This is a genomic window from Sporocytophaga sp., assembly GCF_017745095.1.
GTDB lineage: Bacteria > Bacteroidota > Bacteroidia > Cytophagales > Cytophagaceae > Sporocytophaga.
Genome location: NZ_JAGHZZ010000009.1, coordinates 40083 through 60407 on the forward strand (window position 1 = coordinate 40083; position 20325 = coordinate 60407).

Genomic DNA, 20325 nt, shown 5'->3' on the forward strand with positions numbered 1-20325 from the left:
TCAAACAAATGGGATAAAATGAAACAGCTTCGCAAATTTTATTATTATTTTTGAATTTATGAACCTGGTCATAGATTCTGGCAATACATTAATAAAACTCGGATTATTCGAAAATGGTATTCTTGAGAAAGTTTTTACTACAAATGATTATAACCAACTGACAAGAATAATTTCCGGATTTGATATAAAAAGAGCAATTATAAGCAGTGTAAGGAAGGATCAAGACATTATTAAAGAGAAAATTTTATTTAAGGTAAACCCTCTTTTGTTAAGTTCAGGCCTTCAATTCCCTTTTAATAATAATTACGAAACACCTCAAACTCTTGGGCCTGATAGAATTGCGGGTATTGCAGGAGCTTATCAACTTTATCCAGGGAAAGCCAACCTGGTCATAGATGCGGGAACCTGTATTACCTATGATTTTATTGATAAAGAAAAAAATTATTATGGAGGAGCAATTTCTCCTGGGATTTCCATACGATTTAAGGCACTAAATACGTTTACAGCAGGCTTACCCTTAGTAGAAAAAGAAGAAAATATTTCTTTTATCGGAAAAAGTTCAAAAGGATCCATTCTAAGCGGAGTTTTAAATGGAGCCACTGCGGAAATTCAAGGTATGATTGGGGAGTTTAAAAAAAATGATCAGGAATTGAATGTAATAATGTGTGGTGGTGATGCAAGATTTTTTGAAAGAAGATTAAAAGAAGCCATCTTTGTGGTTCCCGATTTGGTTTTAATTGGGCTAAATAGCATTTTGGAATATAATGAGAGATTTTTATAGGATTTTACTAGCACTCCTGATTTCTTTAACAGCTTTTCAGGCAACAGCTCAGTTAACGGAAAATTCACCTTATTCACGCTTTGGTTTAGGAGATCTTTATCCCACCGGTAGCATCAGGAATATTGGAATGGCAGGTGTCGGGGTCGCATCTCCGAACCTTGAGTATATCAACTTCCTGAACCCTGCCCTGCTTACAACAAATAGACGGCTGAATCTGGATACAACATTTAAATATACCATGTTTGAAGGCGCATTGTATGGGGTGGGAAGGTCAATAAGTGACGGTACACTAAAGCAACAGAGTAAGTCTGTCAATTTTCAATATCTAAATATTGCTTTTCCTATTTCTAACCGTTGGACAACAAGTATTAGCCTTAACCCATACAGCAATATGAGTTACGATTATTACAATAACGTTGGATTTGACACAAGCGGAATAGCTGTAAGTACATCCAATATTGGTACAGGTGGAGTTTATACACTTAACTTTGCCAATGGTGTGGATTTAACGAAAAATTTCTCCGCCGGCTTAACAGCATCCTATGTTTTTGGCTCAACAAATGAGGATTATTTCACTCAGCTTACTTCTCTTGACCTTTCTGTACAGGATCAGAAATATGGAATTCACCAGAGAACTTCTTATTCGGGATTTAATTTTAAGCCAGGTTTGGCATACAGAAATGTTTTGAAAGCGGCTACCAAAGAAGAAGAGGAGCATATTTATTATAACCTTGGCGCGACCTATGATTTTTCTGCTGGTTTAACATCCAGAAGAGAACAGGTCAGGCAAATAAAAACTGATAAAGATGCTTTGAGCGAAGATTCTACTATTAGTAATGTTAAGATGAATGCGGTGCTGCCCTCAAAACTATCAGTAGGTTTTAGCATCGATAAGCCTGTTGATTGGAGTATTGGTGTCGATTTTACCTATTTGAGCTATAGTAAATACAAAAATTTCGATGCAGGAATAGATAATTTTAAAAATGGCTATAAAATTGCTCTTGGGGGTGAATACAAACTGAAGGGTCAGGAAGTGATGAAAATGCCTATATTAAGAGCAGGATTTGCATATCAGAAAACACCATTCTTTTTCAATGGAACTCAACTAAATGATTTTTCTGTTTCAATTGGCGGTTCAATACCTGTTGGCCGCAAAGATGCAAGATATAAGTCCAAACCTTTGTCAAGGCTGAATGTCGCTTTGGTTGCTGGCCAGAGAGGCACAACCAATGATGGACTTATTCGTGACAGGTATTTCCAGGTATATCTTAGTTTCCAAACCATTGACAAATGGTTTGAGCGTAGAAGAATTGAATAATATTTAATGAGAAAAGTCTTTTTATTTTTAACAGCCACAGTAATTCTCTTTTCCTGTCAGCAGGCTAAAACCTATGAACAGCTAAAGCCTTATGATGGTCCGGTAATGGAGGTGAATGATATAGAAACAATTTATTCAGATTCCTCTGTCGTAAGGGTTAGATTAAAAGCACCCAAAGAATTAGAATTGCAAAATGGAGATAAGTTGTTTCCAAAAGGAGTATTTATTGAGTTTTTCGATAAAAAAGGGGTTAAAACGTCAACGCTGAGAGGAAATTCAGGGAAGTTGGAAAAGGAAAAGAATCTCTACAATGTTAAAGGAGCTGTGGAAATTAAAAGTATAGAACAGCAGAAGAAAATGAATAGTGAAGAATTATTCTGGGACCCTGGTAAGGATGAAGTTTATTGTGATACAAACACTTTTGTAACAATCACCACACCTACAGAGATTCTGATGGGAAGAGGTCTTAAAACAAATCAGAATTTTACTTCCTATAAAATTTTGCATCCTACAGGAGTTATTGACGTTACCGAATAAATTGAAAATGAAACTTCTGGGAACAATAATATTTTCATTAGGCGTTGTGTTCCTGCTTATAGGAATTCACCAGGCAATGACAGTGGGGTTCAAAGAAAGCTACTGGCTTTTCATGTTATGTTTTATGATGCTGATGTGTTTTCAATGGGTAAAGTCGAAAAGTCCTGGAAAGCAAGAGTATAAAGAAAAGGAAGAGTCTTCAAAGAAAGTTAGGGTTAAGAAATAAATAATTTTATTTCAGAGGTTTATTGATTTTGATTTTGAAAATTAATAATAGTATTTTTGCGGTTCTTTAAAAGAAATTATAATTAAGCAATGGCAATTTTTAACAAAATTAATCAGCATTCCGGGGTTGTTGTAGGAATCGTGGCCGTAGGTCTGGTTCTTTTCTTGGTGGGAGGCGAGGTTTTCGGACCAAATTCCTATTTCCGTAACAGATCCAAAAATGTAGGAGAAATCGCCGGAAAAAGTATTTCCGCTGAAGATTTCCAAAAAAAGGTAGACGAAACAGAAGCTGACTATGTCCTGAGAACAGGCAGAAGTATTGGCGAAAGTGAAAGACCTTCTATTATTGAACAGGCATGGAATGCAAAAATATTTGATATTGCTTATGCAAAGCAGTTTGAAAAACTGGGCCTTACCGTTACTAACGATGAGCTATATGACATGGTTCAAGGCGAGCATATTCACCCTACTGTAATCCAGTTATTTTCTAATCCTCAGACACAACAGTTTGATAAAGCTTTCCTAAAAGAATTCTTTAATAAATTTAAAGAAAGAGATCCTCGTGATCAGCAACTGTGGTACAGTATTGAAAGAGGCATTAAAGAAGAAAGACTTAGAACTAAATATCTTAACCTTTTCAGAAAATCTGTTTATGTGACCTCTGAAGAAGCAAAAAGAGATTATAACAGTCAGAACACTAAAGCTGAAGCTAAATATTTATATGTTCCTTTTTATGCCGTTGCGGACAGCCTTGTTAAAGTTACTGACGATATGTTGTCTGATTATCTGAACAAGCATAAGAATGAGTTCAAAGTTGAAGCAGGAAGATCATTTGACTATGTTACTTTCAGCATTAAACCAAGCAGCGAAGATAGCGCAGCGTTTAAACAAGAACTAGCGGAAGTTAAGAAGGAATTTGCAACTTCTCAGAATGACACTTTATTTATTCAGACAAATTCTGATAATCCTGTTCCTCCTTCATTCAAAACTTTCGGAGAACTACCTGAAGAGTTGAAAAACATTGCTAACAATGTTGTTATTGATAGCATTTATGGTCCTTTTATTACAGCTGGTAAAGTTCAGTTGTACAAGATTAATGATATAAAATCTGATTCTGTTTCTTACGCAAAGGCAAGTCATATCCTTTTTGACACAAGAAATAAATCTGCTGCTGAAAAAGATTCTTTGAAGAAAAAAGCAAACGATGTCCTTAATCAGATTAAATCAGGTGCTGACTTTGCTCAAATGGCAAGAATGTACGGATCTGACGGAACTGCTTCAAGAGGTGGTGATCTGGGCTGGTTTAGCCAGGGTCAAATGGTGAAGCCTTTTAGTGATGCTGTATTCCAGGCCTCTTCAGCGGGGTTACTTCCAAAGTTAACTGAGACAGAGTTCGGTTACCATATCATCAAAGTAACAGGTCCTAAAAACAATAAGAAATATCTTGTAGCTCTTGTTGAGAAGGACATTGTAGCTTCTGAAGCAACAAAAGATGCCGCTTTCAGAAAAGCAGATGAATTTGCTAATTCTATTAAAGATACTGCTGACTTTAATGCAAGAGTAAAAGCAGATACCTTGCAAAAATTCACAGCCACTAATATCAGAAAATCTGACAGATATGTAAACAACCTTTCAAATGCGAGACAAATTGTAAGATGGGCTTTCAATGATGCAGACCTAGAAGAAGTTTCTTCTGTTTTCTCATTGGATGATCAGTATGTAGTTGCGATTTTAACAGGAGAAAGAGAAGAAGGTATCGCATCTGTGAATGATGTAAAAGATGAGCTTACTGCCAAAGTGAGAAATGAAGAGAAAGCAAGACTTATTACTGAAAAGCTTTCAAAACTTTCTGGTTCGTTTGAGAAGATTGCAGCTGAATTTGGTCCTGGTGCTACTTCTGGAGCTGCTCCTGATGTAACCCTTTCCTCTAATTCAATTGCAGCTATTGGTTATGATCCAGTAGCAGTAGGAAAGTTATTCGGCTTGCAAAAAGGTGCGAAGACAGGTCCGTTTAAAGGTGAATATGGTGTAATCAATCTTGAGCTTGTAAGTTTGACTCCTGCTCCTGAAATAGCTGATTACTCTAAATATAAAAATGATCTGATCAATCAAAGAATAGGAAGAGTTGATTACAGTGTGGATGAGGCAATCAGAAAGAATTCCGATATCGTTGATAATAGAGTTAAATTCTTTTAACAATTAGTTGTCAAAATAAAGCATAAAAAAAACCTGAGAATTTTCTCAGGTTTTTTTTATGCTTTTTATGAAAGCCTTAGAGTGATATTTTTCTTTACAGCTTCATAGAACTGTAGCGGTGGCATTGTCCTCCAGTTAGTGATTTCAAGAGTGCCGCCAAAGTTGATATAATAGTCTAGGCGAAATTTTTTCCATTCATCAAGAACAAAATCTCTGAAGTTTACAGCAGCAATCCATCCATCTTCTACATCTTCAAACCATTCTTCATAATAGCAATCATCCGAACCGTGAAAGTTAAGAATGTTTTCTCCCAAAAGAATAAACTGATTTATTCCTTCTCCAAGTAAATGATCAATGACATTCCGTTTAAAATGCATAATATCATTGTGGAGGGTGTCATTCCATTCTCCGAACATTTCAAGTATTGCGATCCCTTTTTCATAATTGATAAAAAGGATTTTTAAATAAAGTGTATCGGACCCTATGTAATCCCATAGCGGATGAATGAAGTATCCATAAATGTTATTGGTATATCCCTGCATATTGTATTCTACTCCATGGAAAGGAGATCGTTCATCATCTGCAGGGTTGTAGTAGTTTTCCCAGTTATAAAATGGTTCTATCTCATGCATGTTTCCTGTACCAGTCTATAGCTTTTCTCACGCTTCCTTGTTCTTCCAGAAGACGTGCAGCTTTTTCGGTTTCAATCTTTAACTCATCCACGATCATTTTAATTCCTCTTTCGATGAGTTTTTCATTACTAAGCTGCATGTCTACCATTTTGTTTCCTTTAACTCTCCCGAGCTGGATCATAACGGATGTACTGATCATGTTAAGGACAAGCTTTTGTGCAGTCCCGGCTTTCATTCTTGTGCTACCGGTAACGAATTCTGGTCCTGTAATTACTTCTACAGGAAAGTGAACTTGTTCAGCGAGTGGCGAATCGGGATTGCAAGTAATGCATCCAGTTGTCAAATTATTACCGCGAGCGGTTTTAACACCTTCCACAACATAAGGCGTAGTGCCGGATGCTGCTATACCTACTACTACATCTTTCGAAGTAACATTGTAAAGTTGTAGGTCAATCCATGCTTGCTGTTCGTCGTCTTCAGCAAACTCTACTGCTTTGCGCAAAGCGATATCACCTCCGGCAATAAGTCCTATTACCCAATCTTCCGGAACTCCGAAAGAAGGAGGACACTCTGAAGCATCCAATACGCCAAGTCTTCCGCTGGTACCTGCTCCTATGTAAAAAAGCCTGCCTCCGGCTTTCATTTTTTCAACGATTGCGGAGACAAGCTTTTCAATTTGTGGGATTGCCTTTTCAACGGCAATCGGAACAGTTATATCTTCCTGATTTATATTTCTAAGAAGTTCACCAACAGACATTTTTTCAAGGTCGTTAAACCTTGACGATGTCTCAGTGATGCGCATGCACGTATTCTTTTTTATAATGATAATCTGTAAGAGATTCCATCGGATCACCTACGATATTTCCGATTGTTACGCCTTTATCAGCTGCTACTTTGTATAGTACATCACTTAGATAGTGTGCAATAGAACCAACAAAATTAACAGGAAGGGTTTTAGCTCCTTCGTATCTCAATATTGATCTGTCAAACATCAACTCAAAGTTGTGGTAGGCAAGATTAAATAAATATGGATCTTTTTGGTTTTCTGCAACAAATCTTGCGAAAGAAGCCAGATATCTGTTAGGAAAAGGTTTTGTGTAAACTTTATCTAACATGTCAGCTTGTCTGTCTGGAGTAAATTCCTCAAACTTCTTTGAAATATGTGCCGGCATTGCTTCTCTGATGTATTCTCTGATAACCATTCTGCCTAGGTATCCGCCACTACCTTCATCACCAAGGAATAAACCAAGACTGTGAATGTTTTTTGTAACATCTTTTCCATCATATGAACAAGTGTTGGAACCTGTTCCGGAAATGCAGGCAATACCAGGAGTATCTCCAAGAGCAGCTTTTGCAGCAGCAAGAAGATCATGATCAACCATTACTTCAGTTCCAGGAAAAGCTTTACGGATGGCAATTGCTACCTGCTCTCTTTGTTCCAAAGCTTCGCATCCTGCACCGTAAAAGAATATTTTCTCAATTTTTTTGGAACCTAACTGAGGTATCAAGTCGTTTATCAGCGTCTGATAAATATCTTCAGTGCTTTGATAATACGGGTTGAATCCAACAGTTTTTGCTGTAGACCTGTTATTGTCTTTGTCGACAATAACCCAGTTTGTTTTGGTTGAACCGCTGTCTGCAATTACTATCATCGTTTAATTTTTTATTTATTGGGAAATATTACAAATTATCAAGGCTTCAATATACCTACAATTTTAAATTTATCAAAAACATTCTCATTATGAGGAGCGTCTTTCATTTCTTCCGTTAAATCCTGTCCCGCCCAATGTTCATAATGCTTACCGCCTCTCCATAATCTTGATTTATTCAATTCATAAATAAAACCATTATAGGCGCACCAGATCTCTTCTTTATCTACTCCGTTTCGCAAGGCAAGCTGTGATCTTGTAAAAGTCGGGTAATCAGACAAATTCATAAAGACTTAAAAGCAGAGGTGGTGTTATAGTAATCCTTTAGAACGGTTTTCAATAACACGATAGGGTCCATTTGTGTTTGAATATCGAGTGCAGTTTTTATCTTTTTTGAAAGTTCGCCTGCTGGAATCATGTTACCAGAAGCTTCATAGACCTTTATTGCCTCTTTGATAATTTCCATATCTCGATCATTTAACCTGTCAACACCGGTAAATACCGGAACATAGTTATTTTCCGGGTTCACAAAAAGCGTGTTATCCAGACTGTATTGTTTTTTTAGTCGAATTACAGTTGTGCCTGCCAGAAGATCCCCAAGCCTTTGTCCCTTCCGAGTTGCTGCTATAGTAAGCATGGCAACGCCACCATAGAAGAACAAATCAATGGGCCTGAGTACCCATCTTAGAAAGTAATTCAAAAAATTACATTCTTTACCATCAATTCTGACGACTTTTAAACCTCTGCTTTTCATCCCAGGCGATTGGCCATTCATAAATGTTTCAAACAATAGCTGATATAAAAAAGGCGGAATTGCAAAAAGGAAGTATACGAGCGGGTTATTACCTCCAATATAGCCTACAATAATTGCTAAAAGTATAATGTATGAAATGATAATAAGATAATCCCTGAAATTTGCGACAATTCTATCCCAAATTGAGGCAATTTCGTATTCTATAACTACATTTTGTGGGGTTTGAATCTTAAGGGTTTGCATCTCAGCAGAAAATTTATAAATTTTATGAAATATACTTATTTTTTATGAGGGAAGCGGCTTTTATAAAGCAAAATTCGGAGAAGTGGAAAAAATTTGAAATCCTGCTGGGAGAAAGATATACAGGAGATCCTGATAAGTTATCAGAACTGTTTATTGAACTTACTGATGACCTATCGTATGCACAAACTAACTATCCTTCAAGTAAAATTACTATATATCTTAATGACCTCACATTAAGAGTTCATGGAAATATTTATAAAAATAAAAAGGAAAAAAGTGGAAGGTTCTTCTCGTTCTGGAAGTCAGAACTTCCATTAACTATCTATAGAAATAGAAATGCACTCCTTGCCTCTCTTATTATCTTCGCGATATCTATTGCAATGGGAGTAATATCTGCATATTACGATGATTCTTTTGTTAGGATAATTCTCGGAGATAATTATGTAAATATGACGATCAGCAATATTGAAAGAGGTGACCCAATGGCTGTGTATAAAGGAGAGGGTGAGACAAATATGTTTCTTTTCATTACTTTTAATAATATCAGAGTAGCATTCATGACCTTTGCCGCCGGTGTGGCATATGCTTTAGGCACAGTTTACTTTCTATTTACCAATGGCGTTATGCTCGGGGCATTTCAGACTTTTTTTTACAAGTATGATTTGTTACTTCATTCCGTACTAACTATTTGGATCCATGGTACAATAGAAATTTCTTCTATTGTAATTGCAGGAGGAGCAGGACTAGTACTTGGCAATTCATTGTTATTTCCTGGTACATATTCAAGGGGAGTTTCTCTGATGAGAGGTGCTCGAGAAGGTGCCAAGATAAGTTTGGGACTTGTCCCTTTGTTTATTGTAGCTGGCTTTTTAGAAGGCTTTGTTACTAGACATACAGAAATGCACAATGCCATAAAACTATTAATTATCCTGGTTTCCGCAGGCTTCATAATTTATTACTTTGTTTTCTATCCTAAATTAATTCACAACCGATACAACCATGCAACAAAAAATTAATTTTCGTCAGTCAAGAGATTTGGGTGATATTATAAGCATTACTTTTTTATTCCTGACAGCGAATCTAAAACCCTTGCTGATGGCCATTTTGTTTATCTCGGGCCCTTTTATCTTATTAGGAGGGATTGGCTTTGGACTTTATTATTCATTTATCATGAGTTCAGCTATGGGTGGTGGCGTGCCGGATTTGCTATTGTTTCAAAACATGGGATTGCAGTTTATATTATTGTATCTCATTCTAACCGCAGGTTCTCTGGTGTTTTTTATTACTATATATGAGTTTATGTATTTGTATATAAATAACATGGATACCTCTGTCGGTGAAGTTTGGAAAGGTGTGAAAAAGAGATTTCCTCTTGCTCTGAAAGTGATTTTCGGTTCAATTTTTCTTATGGGCTTAACCTTTGCTATAATTGGAGGACTGTTGTTTCAATTGTTTTTTGCAGGAGGAAGCCTTGGGTTTTTTCTGAGCTTTATCACAATTGTCCTGTCAATAGCACCATTTTTCTATATAGCCGTAACTTTGTCTTTGTTGATGAGCGTTTGCCTTTTTGAGCAAAAAGGATTTTTTGCAGGACTCAAGCGTTCATTCAGCCTGATTGCTGGAAAGTGGTGGAGAACATTCGGATTAATTTTTGTTTTTACTCTTATCTATTCAGGTGCATCTTTCGTATTCGCGGTACCAATGTATGCAGCACTTGGCATAGAGATGTTCTCACAAATCAATGGCAATGAAGTTTCGCCTCTTATTAAGATTGCTACAGCTGCTTCTTCTGCTCTTTTACTTGTCGGAAGTTACCTTGTTTCATCAATTTTGTTAATTGGTATTAATTTTCATTATTTCAGCTTAGCAGAGGAGAAAGACGCAACAGGCTTGCTGGAGAGAATTGATTCTTTCGGATCCATTTCATCTGAATCTAAAAATGTTGAAGAGTATTAAGATTTATATAACATCAGTTTTATTGGTATTCACTATTCCGGTACTCTTCTTTTCTGATTGCTTTGCACAGGCTGATACCATTGCTTTGCAGCTGAATCAACAGAAGTTTGATGTGCAGGAATGGAATGAACTAAGATCAGAACCAGAGTTTAATTATCATCCTCAGGCAAATGCTTTTTTTGACTGGTTGGGAGAAATCTTTGGATCCTTTCTCAGAAGCTTGTTTAGCAAGGATTTTAAGATGGGTAATACTAAGTGGATAGATTATGTCATCTATGCAATTGCTATTGCAATCTTTATATGGTTTTTGATAAAAGTTATTAAGGCAGACAAAGGATGGCTTTTTTGTAGAAGTAAAGAAGCAGAAAAACAAAACCCTGTATTTACAGAAGAAGATATTCAAGGCTCAAACCTTGATGAAGCTATAGCAAAGGCAATTAAAGATGAGGATTACAGATTAGCTGTCAGATATTTATTCCTTTCAAATTTGAGCAATCTGAATAGCCTTCAGCTGATACAATGGGCTCCAGATAAAACAAACCGGGATTATTCAAGAGAATTAAAGAAAAAGGAATATTCTGAAACATTTAAAGAGAATGCATCGGCATTCGAGAGAATCTGGTATGGAGAATATATTCCCGATAAGCATTTATTTGAGAAGCTGAGAGAGGATTTCAGGAGTTTTGACAGGAGGGTCGCAAGATGAAGAAAAAAGAAGTGAAATATGGATTGGCTTTACTGTCGCTATTTGCTCTACTGATCGTTGTGGAGTATAACCAACCTGAACCTATTGATTGGTCACATACTTATTCTGTTGAAAAGAAAGGTCCTTTTGGGGCTTATGGTTTGTTTAAGTTATTGCCTGGGTACTTTAAAAATTCAAAGATAACTACTGCCAGAAAGACAATCTTTGAAATAGAAAAGGATTATGCTGATTCAACCTATAACTACATCATCATTGGAGATGAATTTAATCCTTCAAATGAAGATATTGTGGCAATAAAATCCATTCTTAACAAAGGGAATGATGTATTTATAGCCGCTTCTTATTTTTCAAAAGAGGCAGAGGATTCATTAGGTTTTTATACAGGTGCAAAATTTTTCAAAGATCTTAATTTAAATAGTGATTCTTTATACAAAAAAGCTTCGGATACTATTCAACTGAGCTTTGTGACTCCCTATTGGGAGAAGCATAACAACTACATGTTTGAAAATAATCATCTTGTTGCCATATTTGATAGCTTAGAGAAACATCCTGATAATAAAGTGTTGGCTGCTACTGCTAAAGGAGAGCCGATTATGATACATAAGCGCATTGGAAAAGGGAGGCTGTTTCTCTCAACAATCCCTCTAGCATATACCAACTATTATTTTACTCAGCAATCAGGAAAGAGGTTTATTGAAAAAAGCTTTAATTTTCTTCAGCCGAATAGAAAAATATTGTGGGATGTTTACTATCATGGTGAAGTAGTGGTGTCAACAAATCCTTTGAGATTTGTGCTTGAAAATAATGCACTGCGTTATAGCCTTTATCTTACAATGCTGGGTGCCTTTCTTTTTGTTATGTTTGAAGGAAAGAGAAAGCAACGTATTATTCCAATTATTGAGCCTGTGACAAATAACTCACTTGAGTTTATAAAAACAGTTAGCAATCTTTATTTTTCAAAAGGGAATCACAAAAATATAGCTGATAAAAAGATTGTGTATTTTTTCGATTATGTAAAAAATCATTATTACATACATGCTTCTGATACTGCCTTTAAGGACAGACTTGCGGCCAAGTCTGGATTAGAAGAGGCAAGGGTCAATCACTTGCTAAAATACATAGAAACGATAAAGAGTAGATCCTCTCTTAATGGAGATGATTTGATTAAATTAAATAACCTGTTAGAAGACTTTTTTAAAAATTGCAGATAATATGCAAAACGAAATGTTTGAAAATAAAATAGATCTGAGCGTAGTTGCCAATTCAATTGCGAAGATAAAGGATGAAGTAAGGAAAGTTATAGTTGGCCAGGAGACAATGGTAGAGCTACTGTTGGCTTCGATATTAGCTGATGGACATGTTTTGATTGAGGGAGTTCCAGGTGTAGCAAAGACGCTTACATCAAAAGTATTGGCAAGGACAATATCGGCAGAATTCAGCAGAATCCAATTCACTCCAGATTTAATGCCTTCGGATGTGACAGGAGTTTCTGTCTTTAATCAGAAAACTAGTGAGTTTGATTTTAAGAAAGGGCCAATATTTTCCAATATAGTATTGATTGATGAGATTAACAGAGCTCCAGCAAAAACTCAGGCAGCGTTGTTTGAGGTGATGGAAGAAAGACAGATTACTATAGATGGAAATACATATCTGATGGACCCACCTTTTATGATCCTTGCAACACAGAATCCCATTGATCAGGAAGGGACATATAAGCTTCCTGAAGCTCAGCTGGATCGTTTTCTTTTTAAAATCGTTGTAAGGTATCCTCAGGCAGAGGAAGAATTTTTAATTTTGAAAGATGCCCATGTGAATGGCAGCAGGGCTAATTTATCAAAAGTTGCTGCTGTTTTATCCAAGCAGGAAATAAAAGAAATAAGAGAAGCTGTTCAGAAGGTCCATGTAGAAGATCACCTTATCCGCTATATTACTTCAATTATTCAGGAAACAAGGAACAATGCATCATTGTATCTTGGAGCTTCCCCAAGAGCTTCCGTAGCGATATTAAGAGCATCAAAAGCTATAGCGGCTATAAGAGGTAGAGACTTTGTAACTCCGGAGGATATTCAGGAAGTAACTTCTCCTGTACTTGAACACAGAGTAGTCGTAACTGCCGAAAAGGAGATGGAAGGTACTACAGTTAGTGATGTGCTGAAACAAATTATTAAAAAGATAGAAGTGCCGAGATAGATGAAATTATTGAAGTCTCTTTATTTTAACTTATTATTTTTTTTCCTGATTGGAGGCAATGTGGTATTCTACATAATGGCCTTCTTTTTTCCATTTTTGTTGTTGCCGGCATCCATTATATTAGCATGTTTGGTGGTAGTTTTGTGTATTGATATAGCAATCTTATACAGGCTTAAGGCAGGAATAAATGGTGGCAGAATATGCTCAGAAAGATTTTCTAATGGTGATGAAAATCAAATATTAATTAGAATAAAGAATAACTATCCTTTTACTGTTAAAGCAACTATCATTGATGAAATTCCTTTTCAGTTTCAGAAACGAGATTTTGAGATCCATGAAACATTGAAGCCAGGGATTGATAAGGAAGTACGGTATTCTTTAAGACCGGTGAAAAGAGGAGAGTATAGTTTCGGGACTATAAACATTTATGCTCAGTCGCCCTTTAGACTTATCAAAAGAAAGTATATGTTCGATGGTGCATTTAATGTAAAAGTCTATCCTTCTTTTCTTCAGATGCGCAAATATGAGCTGCTTGCTTTTACGGATAAACTCAGAGACCAGGGGATAAAGAAGCTTAGAAAGCTAGGACACAATCTTGAGTTTGAGCAAATAAGAGACTATAGTCTTGGCGATGATATCAGAAGTATCAACTGGAGAGCTACAGCGAGAAGAGGACATCTGATGGTCAATCAATATCAGGACGAAAAGGCACAGGATATTTACAGCATCATTGACAAAGGAAGAACCATGAAGATGCCTTTCAACGGCATGACACTGCTTGACTATTCAATAAACAGCAGTCTTGTAATGTCTAACATTGCACTGAAGAAAGATGACAAAGCGGGTTTGGCAATCTTCTCCAATAAAGTAACATCTTTTGTTAAAGCTGACAGAATATCTACTCAGTTAAATACAATATCAGAGACGCTGTATAATGAAAAAACAGCCTACCCTGAACATGACTTTGCTTCGCTTTATGTCTATCTCAGCAGGAAGATATCAAGAAGAAGCCTTTTAATGATCTATACAAACTTTGAGGGCATTACTTCGGCGAGGAGGCAACTTTCATATTTGAAGAAGCTTTCTGCCAGGCATCTTGTAGTCGTGATATTTTTTGAGAATACTGAATTAAGTAAAGTTGCTAATTCATTAAATTCTACTTCTCTTGAAGAGATCTATACAAAGACTATTGCTGAAAAGTTCTTATATGAGAAAAGGCAGATCAGTATTGAATTCCAGAAGTATGGTATCTATACTATTTATACCACCCCTGAAGCACTTACTGTAAATACAATTAATAAATATTTGGAGTTGAAATCTAGAAATCTTATATAGGGAACTAATTAATAGGTAAAATAAAAGCCCTCAAGAGAATTCTCCTGACGGCTTTTATTTTATTGTTATAGGTTTTAGCAATTTGTCCCATCCACATCACACGAATCGCCTTGCAAAGGCGTTTCTGCTGCAATATCTGTAAGTGCTTTTACAAAAACATCAGCAGGTTGTGCTCCGGAGATGCCATACTTATCATTGATAATGTAAAAAGGAACCCCTGAAACACCGGCACCTTGAATAAAACGTTCAGACTCTTTTACTTCATTCAAGCCTTCATCTGATTCTAAAAGGGCTTTTACTTTTTGAGCTTCAAGACCCGCTGAAGCTGCGACAGAAATAAGATTTTCTTTTTGGGTAAGATCTACTCCATCTTCAAAATATGCTTTAAAAAAAGCTTCTACAGTTGCTCTTTGATTGCCTGTTTTCTCAGAAAACCAAATGATTCTGTGTGCGTCCAGTGTATTAGGAGATTTTAATTGTTTGCTAAAGTCAAACTTGAGCCCATCCTGTGCAGCCACACCTGTGACGTTGCCAGTGATCTGCTCATATCTTTCTTCTCCACCGAATTTGTTAGAAAGATATTCTTTCTGGTTATAACCCTCTTTGGGAGTACCAGGGTTTAATTCAAAAGGCAGATAGCTAATGTCAAAATCGTAATCATTTTTAAGTTGATCCATCGCTTTCTCGATTCTTCTTTTACCGATATAGCACCATGGGCATACTACATCAGATGCAATGGCAATTTTTATTTTTGGTTTCATAAAGAACAGTTTATTCTATTTTAAGATAAGTAAGAAGCGGAATAGTTCCTTCAATTAATTATTTAACAAATAACCATAGTTTAACGACTTTTAAAAGAGATTTTATAAAGATTTATTACAAGGGAACTCAATTTTGTTGAAGAGGTGTAATGGGCTATTTCTTGCCTTAGATCAACGATTAATAAAATCAAACAAGCTAGTTTTACATCAGAAATAACAATTAAAGTTATGGCAATGAGAAATATAGAAATCGTAGCATCTCCCAACGCACCTCATATGGTAGGAGATGGCTTCAGGGTACATAATTTCATTCCTAGCAGATTTCGTCTGGATATGCAAAGAATGGATCCATTCATTATGATGGATTATAATTCTAAGTTTTATTTTCCTCCTACACAAAAACCAAAAGGGGTTGGTGTTCATCCCCATAGAGGTTTTGAAACAGTGACGATTGCTTATAAAGGTAAGGTTGCTCATCATGACAGTACCGGAAATAAAGGCATTATAGGTGAGGGAGATGTACAATGGATGACTGCAGCATCAGGTGTATTGCATAAAGAGTATCATGAAGAAAATTTCAGCAAGACAGGTGGAGATTTTCAAATGGTTCAGCTTTGGGTCAACCTCCCTGCAAAGGATAAGATGTCTCGGCCAAAGTACCAGGCAATTACAAATGAAGAAATCAGTAAGGTTAACCTGCCGGACAATGCAGGAGTTATTGAAGTGATTGCAGGAGAATATCAGGGAATTAAGGGCCCTGCATTTACCTTTACACCAGTGAACATGCAGAATGCGAAATTGAACAAAGGCGGAAAGGCTACATTTTCATTTCCTTCTGATTATAATACTGTGATTCTGGTTATTGAAGGAAGTGTAAAAGTTAATGACAAAGAAAATGTTCCTACAGATCATCTTGTTCTTTTCGAAAATAACGCTGAAGATTTCACTATTGAGGCTTTAGAGGATTCAATTGTTCTGGTTTTAAGCGGTAAGCCAATTAATGAGCCTATCTACGCTCATGGTCCTTTTGTGATGAATACAAAGGCAGAAATAATGCAGGCTTTTGAAGATGTAAATAGTGGAAAATTCGGATATTTGGAAGACTAAGATTCCCGACTATGTCCAATATTAAACTTATTATAGAAGAACGTCCGACACATATAGGAAAATTTATGGTCGGGCGTTTGCTTCCATTCAAAGAAAAGAGAATGGTAGGTCCGTTTATATTCATCGATCATATGGGCCCTGCAAAGATGAATGAATCAGAGAATATTGATGTGCCGCCTCATCCGCATATAGGGCTTTCAACACTTACTTATCTTTTCGAAGGAAGTATCATGCATCGAGATAGCCTTGGTGTGGAGATGGAAATTAAGCCTGGTGCAGTAAACTGGATGACGGCAGGCAAAGGCATTGTACATTCAGAGAGAACTCCTGAATATCTCAGAGGTTCTGACAAAGTTTTGCACGGATTGCAGATATGGGTTGCATTGCCCAAGGAATATGAAAAAGATGAGCCTTCATTTGTTCATGTAGAAGAATCTGAAATTCCTGAATGGAAAAAAGATGGTGTTAATTTTAAACTAATAGCAGGGGAAGTAATGGGTAAGAAATCGCCGGTTCCAGTCTATAGTCCTCTTTATCTTTTGGAACTAAAGACAATATCAGGGGCAAAATTATCCATAGGTAACGAGCTTTTTGGTGAGAGTGCAATGTATATCCTTGAAGGAAGTGTAAGCAGCGAAGGCAATACATTCGGCACCAAACAGATTCTTGTTGCAAAAGATGCTACACTATGTGAATTTGAAATGGGGCCAAATACTAGCATATATATTTTTGGAGGAATGCCTTTTGATGAGGAAAGATTTATCTATTGGAATTTTGTTGCTTCTGATAAAGACACTATCGAAAGAGCTAAAGAAGATTGGAAGGAGCAGAGATTTCCTAAGATCAAAGGAGAGAAAGATTTTGTGCCCCTACCATCAAGGTAAGTTTAATAATGAGAATAATTTATTCCTGATAATATCAATTGATGCGATCATTCTTATCGTTGACATCATTTGATATTATCCCGATTAGAACAAAAAGTCAGCAGGTTATTCTTCAGGTATTAGGGAATAAAAAAGCCCTTATAGATAAATTGTCCGTCTGTGATTCATAAATCTTGAATTTGATAAGATAGGTCGCATAATATCTTTATATAGTAGGATAAACGACCCAAGGAGGTTTATGACAGAGGAAGTGGGATGTAAACTTAATTGAAGAAAGCTTTGAATCGAGATTATTTTATTGATAAGAAGAATATAAAACTATGACAAATAACAAATTAAAGAGAATGGACAATGTCGGCATTGTTGTAGAATCCCTCGACAATGCCATCGCTTTTTTCACTGAATTAGGCCTCAAGCTAGAGGGAAGAGCAGCGATAAAAGGGGAATGGGCTGGTCGAGTTACCGGATTGGGCGATCAAAGCGTAGAGATTGCTATGATGGTTACTCCGGACGGTCATAGTCGTCTTGAACTTTCGCAGTTTCTTGCCCCAGCTACAATCTCGGACCATCGCAATGCACCTGTTAACTCTCTCGGTTATCTGCGGGTCATGTTCGCTGTTCAAGACATTGATGAAATGGTAGCCAGGCTTATCAAGCATGGAGCTCAGCTTGTTGGTGAAGTTGTTCAGTATGAGAACTCCTATCGGTTATGCTACATTCGAGGAATTGAAGGACTTCTCATAGGGCTAGCAGAAGAACTCGGTAAAAAATGAATGAAGCGAAGCACATATTCTGATATTAAATCAAGACGATCTATCCGAAAAGAAGCAACAGTAGGAGCAAGAGCAACAGATTTTAGCCTTTTATAATCCTGTCTTTCCTCTTGCTGTTGCTCATTACTCTTGCTGAACAAACCCGCACGTCCAAGCGGACATCCCGATATAAATCGGGACGAGTCTACCAATTCTTGTATTATATTTGTTTTTTAGATCAGAGGCATAAAAAAAGCCCGAAGATAACTCTTCAGGCTTTCGTACCAGGGGCGGGACTTGAACCCGCACGTCCAAGCGGACACAAGATTTTAAGTCTTGCGTGTCTACCAATTCCACCACCCCGGCAAAGATTTTTTAAGTGGAAGTTGTTGATTTTTAATAGTCAACCCCTATTTAACAAATAACCCCGGCAACCGGGGTTTTATTTGAGCGGGAAACGAGACTCGAACTCGCGACCCCGACCTTGGCAAGGTCGTGCTCTACCAACTGAGCTATTCCCGCTTATTATTTCCTTAATGGGACTGCAAAGGTAATAGATGAATTTAATAAGTCAATAGCAACGCCCGATTTTTTTTAATTTTTTTTCGAAAAATTATTGATTTCACTTTTAAAGTGGTTTTTGCTAATTTTGATCATCTTCTTATTACATGAATCTCAGAATCTTTTTTGATAACATCAAGGAGCCTTTTGAAAAGCCTTCTGTCGACCCTACACTATTCGTAAACAACATTAAAACTCACAATGAAGATTTTCCAGATTGGAAAGAGGCTGATATTGCATTGATTGGCTTAGCAGAGGACAGGGGAAGCGCTACAAATAACAATCTGGAAAACGGTCCGGATGAGATTAGAAAGAAATTATATAAACTAAAAAGAGGTGGTGGCGCTTACAAGATTGTTGATCTTGGAAATCTCCGTTGCGGCGTAAACCTTGAAGAAAGTTATCTGAGAGTGAAGGAAGTTTGTGAAATGCTCATGCAGCATAATACCATTCCTGTTTTATTTGGGGGTACACATGATCTTGATTATGGACAGTTTCTTGGATATGAATCTTCGGGAAAGGTGATTAATATGCTTAATGTCGATGCTTTTGTTGATATGGCAGCAAACAGAGAAGACATGAGTCGCCATCATATCCATAAAATTCTGGTCAACGATCCTAATATTATTTTTCACTATAGCCAGCTTGCACACCAGTCCTATCTGGTAGATCCTGAAACAATTAATGTTCTTGAAAAGCTTTATTTTGAAACGAGAAGACTAGGACAGCTTCGTGAAAGCCTTGAAGATATAGAGCCCATGGTGCGAAATGCAGATATGCTGAGTTTTGATATCACTTCTATAAAACAAGCGGATGCTCCCGGTAATGCCAATGCACAGCCATTTGGTCTGACAGGGGAAGAAGCCTGCCAGATATGTTGGTATGCAGGACTTAGCTCACGTCTCAGCTCTTTTGGGATTTATGAATATAATCCAGAGCTTGATTTCAGAGGGCAGACGGCAGGTGTGATTGCAACGATGATCTGGTATTTCATAGAAGGGTTTTATCTGCGTCAGGAAGATAAAGATGTGAGCAGCGCTAATTTTACCAAATATATTGTATCGCTTCAGGAAGAACCGCACAAACTGGTTTTCTATAAAAATGAGAAATCAGAAAAATGGTGGCTTGAGGTTCCTTATCCTTCAGGAAAAAGCAAATTTGCGAGAAATTCTATAGTTCCTTGCAGCTATGCAGATTACCAGGATGCCAATAATGGTGAGATTCCTAACCGCTGGTTGCTTACCCACGCAAAACTAATTTGATGCTAATAGGTTATTTCTTCAGTATGGAGAAAGAACCCATTACCGTCGTCGATAATTTTACACTAGCCTCTCCTGTAGAAAGGATACTGGCCTTGTTTATCGATTATATAGTTGCTGCAGTAATTTATACCCTATTCTTTTTCATCTTTCCGGGTTTTATTGCTGCATTGGCTAGTACAGTATATCTGATATTCAGGGATAATTTTGGTTTTCTAGGCTATAAATCTTTGGGAAAAAAAGTTTTTAAAATTGAGGTTTTAAAAAATGACTCTCGCAGGATCAGTATTAAAACAGCCCTTAAACGTAATTTTGTTTTCTTTACAGCGCTACTGAATATTAATCCCGGTTCCTGGTTTTATATTGCCGGGTCTGTTACTTTGTTATTCTTTGCTATAGAAGGTTATTTGCTGCTTACCACAGATGATAACCAAAGACTGGGAGATTATTTCGCAGATACTTTAGTTGTAAAGGAATAA

General features: G+C 36.8%; 22 protein-coding genes and 2 tRNA genes. 16 read left to right on the plus strand and 8 right to left on the minus strand.

Features of this window, described 5'->3' with window-relative positions:
- The first annotated feature begins 58 nt into the window (after nucleotides 1-58).
- The 5 genes from J7604_RS15000 to J7604_RS15020 all read left to right on the plus strand — a co-directional run bounded on the left by J7604_RS15000 (nucleotide 59) and on the right by J7604_RS15020 (nucleotide 5057).
- Complete coding sequence (locus tag J7604_RS15000; RefSeq protein WP_293897152.1) at nucleotides 59-781, plus strand: type III pantothenate kinase; 723 nt, start codon at nucleotides 59-61, stop codon at nucleotides 779-781.
- Entirely contained in the window at nucleotides 765-2099 is a 1335-nt protein-coding gene (locus J7604_RS15005) for a hypothetical protein (protein WP_293897153.1), read from the plus strand. The genes J7604_RS15000 and J7604_RS15005 overlap by 17 nt, the downstream gene beginning before the upstream one ends.
- 6 nt (nucleotides 2100-2105) lie before the next feature.
- Entirely contained in the window at nucleotides 2106-2636 is a 531-nt protein-coding gene (gene lptC / locus J7604_RS15010; RefSeq protein WP_293897154.1) for an LPS export ABC transporter periplasmic protein LptC, read from the plus strand.
- Between the two features lie 7 nt (nucleotides 2637-2643).
- Nucleotides 2644-2862 carry a hypothetical protein gene (locus J7604_RS15015; RefSeq protein ID WP_293897155.1) on the plus strand — a complete coding sequence of 73 codons (219 nt, stop codon included), beginning with the start codon at nucleotides 2644-2646 and terminating at the stop codon, nucleotides 2860-2862.
- 89 nt (nucleotides 2863-2951) lie between these two features.
- Nucleotides 2952-5057, plus strand: coding sequence for a peptidylprolyl isomerase (locus J7604_RS15020; protein WP_293897156.1), 2106 nt, complete (start codon nucleotides 2952-2954; stop codon nucleotides 5055-5057).
- Nucleotides 5058-5122: 65 nt separating this feature from the next.
- Here J7604_RS15020 and J7604_RS15025 read toward each other — a convergent pair whose 3' ends face one another.
- Genes J7604_RS15025 through J7604_RS15045 form a run of 5 tightly spaced genes read right to left on the minus strand, consistent with a single transcriptional unit; the run spans nucleotide 5123 to nucleotide 8335 of the window.
- Complete coding sequence (locus J7604_RS15025) at nucleotides 5123-5689, minus strand: hypothetical protein (protein WP_293897157.1); 567 nt, start codon at nucleotides 5687-5689, stop codon at nucleotides 5123-5125.
- A complete protein-coding gene (murQ, locus tag J7604_RS15030) occupies nucleotides 5682-6491 on the minus strand; it encodes an N-acetylmuramic acid 6-phosphate etherase (protein WP_293897158.1) in 810 nt (269 codons plus the stop codon). Before murQ ends, J7604_RS15025 begins: the two co-directional genes overlap by 8 nt.
- The gene (locus J7604_RS15035; protein WP_293897159.1) at nucleotides 6478-7341 is read right to left on the minus strand and encodes a BadF/BadG/BcrA/BcrD ATPase family protein; all 864 of its coding nucleotides are present in this window, start codon (nucleotides 7339-7341) and stop codon (nucleotides 6478-6480) included. The genes murQ and J7604_RS15035 overlap by 14 nt, the downstream gene beginning before the upstream one ends.
- Nucleotides 7342-7379: 38 nt before the next feature.
- Nucleotides 7380-7625 carry a cytochrome b5 domain-containing protein gene (locus J7604_RS15040; protein ID WP_293897160.1) on the minus strand — a complete coding sequence of 82 codons (246 nt, stop codon included), beginning with the start codon at nucleotides 7623-7625 and terminating at the stop codon, nucleotides 7380-7382.
- Nucleotides 7622-8335: an RDD family protein gene (locus J7604_RS15045; protein WP_293897161.1), complete on the minus strand. Its 714-nt coding sequence runs from the start codon at nucleotides 8333-8335 to the stop codon at nucleotides 7622-7624. The genes J7604_RS15040 and J7604_RS15045 overlap by 4 nt, the downstream gene beginning before the upstream one ends.
- A 44-nt stretch (nucleotides 8336-8379) precedes the next feature.
- Here J7604_RS15045 and J7604_RS15050 point away from each other — a divergent pair, with 44 nt between their 5' ends.
- The 6 genes from J7604_RS15050 to J7604_RS15075 are packed head-to-tail and all read left to right on the plus strand — an operon-like array spanning nucleotide 8380 to nucleotide 14522.
- Nucleotides 8380-9351, plus strand: coding sequence for a stage II sporulation protein M (locus J7604_RS15050; protein ID WP_293897162.1), 972 nt, complete (start codon nucleotides 8380-8382; stop codon nucleotides 9349-9351).
- On the plus strand, nucleotides 9335-10291 hold the full coding sequence (locus J7604_RS15055; RefSeq protein WP_293897163.1) for a hypothetical protein: 957 nt from the start codon (nucleotides 9335-9337) through the stop codon (nucleotides 10289-10291). The genes J7604_RS15050 and J7604_RS15055 overlap by 17 nt, the downstream gene beginning before the upstream one ends.
- Nucleotides 10275-10997, plus strand: coding sequence for a hypothetical protein (locus J7604_RS15060; RefSeq protein WP_293897164.1), 723 nt, complete (start codon nucleotides 10275-10277; stop codon nucleotides 10995-10997). The genes J7604_RS15055 and J7604_RS15060 overlap by 17 nt, the downstream gene beginning before the upstream one ends.
- The gene (locus J7604_RS15065) at nucleotides 10994-12208 is read left to right on the plus strand and encodes a DUF4350 domain-containing protein (RefSeq protein WP_293897165.1); all 1215 of its coding nucleotides are present in this window, start codon (nucleotides 10994-10996) and stop codon (nucleotides 12206-12208) included. Before J7604_RS15060 ends, J7604_RS15065 begins: the two co-directional genes overlap by 4 nt.
- A 1-nt stretch (nucleotide 12209) precedes the next feature.
- Nucleotides 12210-13187, plus strand: coding sequence for a MoxR family ATPase (locus tag J7604_RS15070; RefSeq protein ID WP_293897166.1), 978 nt, complete (start codon nucleotides 12210-12212; stop codon nucleotides 13185-13187).
- Nucleotides 13188-14522 carry a DUF58 domain-containing protein gene (locus J7604_RS15075; RefSeq protein ID WP_293897167.1) on the plus strand — a complete coding sequence of 445 codons (1335 nt, stop codon included), beginning with the start codon at nucleotides 13188-13190 and terminating at the stop codon, nucleotides 14520-14522.
- A 74-nt stretch (nucleotides 14523-14596) separates the two neighbouring features.
- Here the strand turns inward: J7604_RS15075 and J7604_RS15080 are convergent, their stop codons facing one another.
- Nucleotides 14597-15283, minus strand: coding sequence for a DsbA family oxidoreductase (locus tag J7604_RS15080; protein WP_293897168.1), 687 nt, complete (start codon nucleotides 15281-15283; stop codon nucleotides 14597-14599).
- A 234-nt stretch (nucleotides 15284-15517) separates the two neighbouring features.
- Here J7604_RS15080 and J7604_RS15085 point away from each other — a divergent pair, with 234 nt between their 5' ends.
- From J7604_RS15085 to J7604_RS15095, 3 genes are all read left to right on the plus strand, one after another.
- Nucleotides 15518-16390 carry a pirin family protein gene (locus J7604_RS15085; protein WP_293897169.1) on the plus strand — a complete coding sequence of 291 codons (873 nt, stop codon included), beginning with the start codon at nucleotides 15518-15520 and terminating at the stop codon, nucleotides 16388-16390.
- 11 nt (nucleotides 16391-16401) lie between these two features.
- Entirely contained in the window at nucleotides 16402-17274 is an 873-nt protein-coding gene (locus tag J7604_RS15090; protein ID WP_293897170.1) for a pirin family protein, read from the plus strand.
- Between the two features lie 320 nt (nucleotides 17275-17594).
- Entirely contained in the window at nucleotides 17595-18047 is a 453-nt protein-coding gene (locus J7604_RS15095; RefSeq protein ID WP_293897171.1) for a VOC family protein, read from the plus strand.
- Between the two features lie 261 nt (nucleotides 18048-18308).
- Here the strand turns inward: J7604_RS15095 and J7604_RS15100 are convergent.
- Together J7604_RS15100 and J7604_RS15105 are read right to left on the minus strand one after the other, a co-directional pair.
- A tRNA-Leu gene (locus tag J7604_RS15100) sits at nucleotides 18309-18392 on the minus strand.
- Between the two features lie 83 nt (nucleotides 18393-18475).
- A tRNA-Gly gene (locus J7604_RS15105) sits at nucleotides 18476-18548 on the minus strand.
- A 146-nt stretch (nucleotides 18549-18694) separates the two neighbouring features.
- On the opposite strand from J7604_RS15105, the gene J7604_RS15110 reads away from it, so the two are divergent.
- Both J7604_RS15110 and J7604_RS15115 read left to right on the plus strand, forming a co-directional pair.
- Complete coding sequence (locus J7604_RS15110) at nucleotides 18695-19849, plus strand: formimidoylglutamase (RefSeq protein ID WP_293897172.1); 1155 nt, start codon at nucleotides 18695-18697, stop codon at nucleotides 19847-19849.
- Nucleotides 19849-20325: an RDD family protein gene (locus tag J7604_RS15115; RefSeq protein ID WP_293897173.1), complete on the plus strand. Its 477-nt coding sequence runs from the start codon at nucleotides 19849-19851 to the stop codon at nucleotides 20323-20325. Before J7604_RS15110 ends, J7604_RS15115 begins: the two co-directional genes overlap by 1 nt.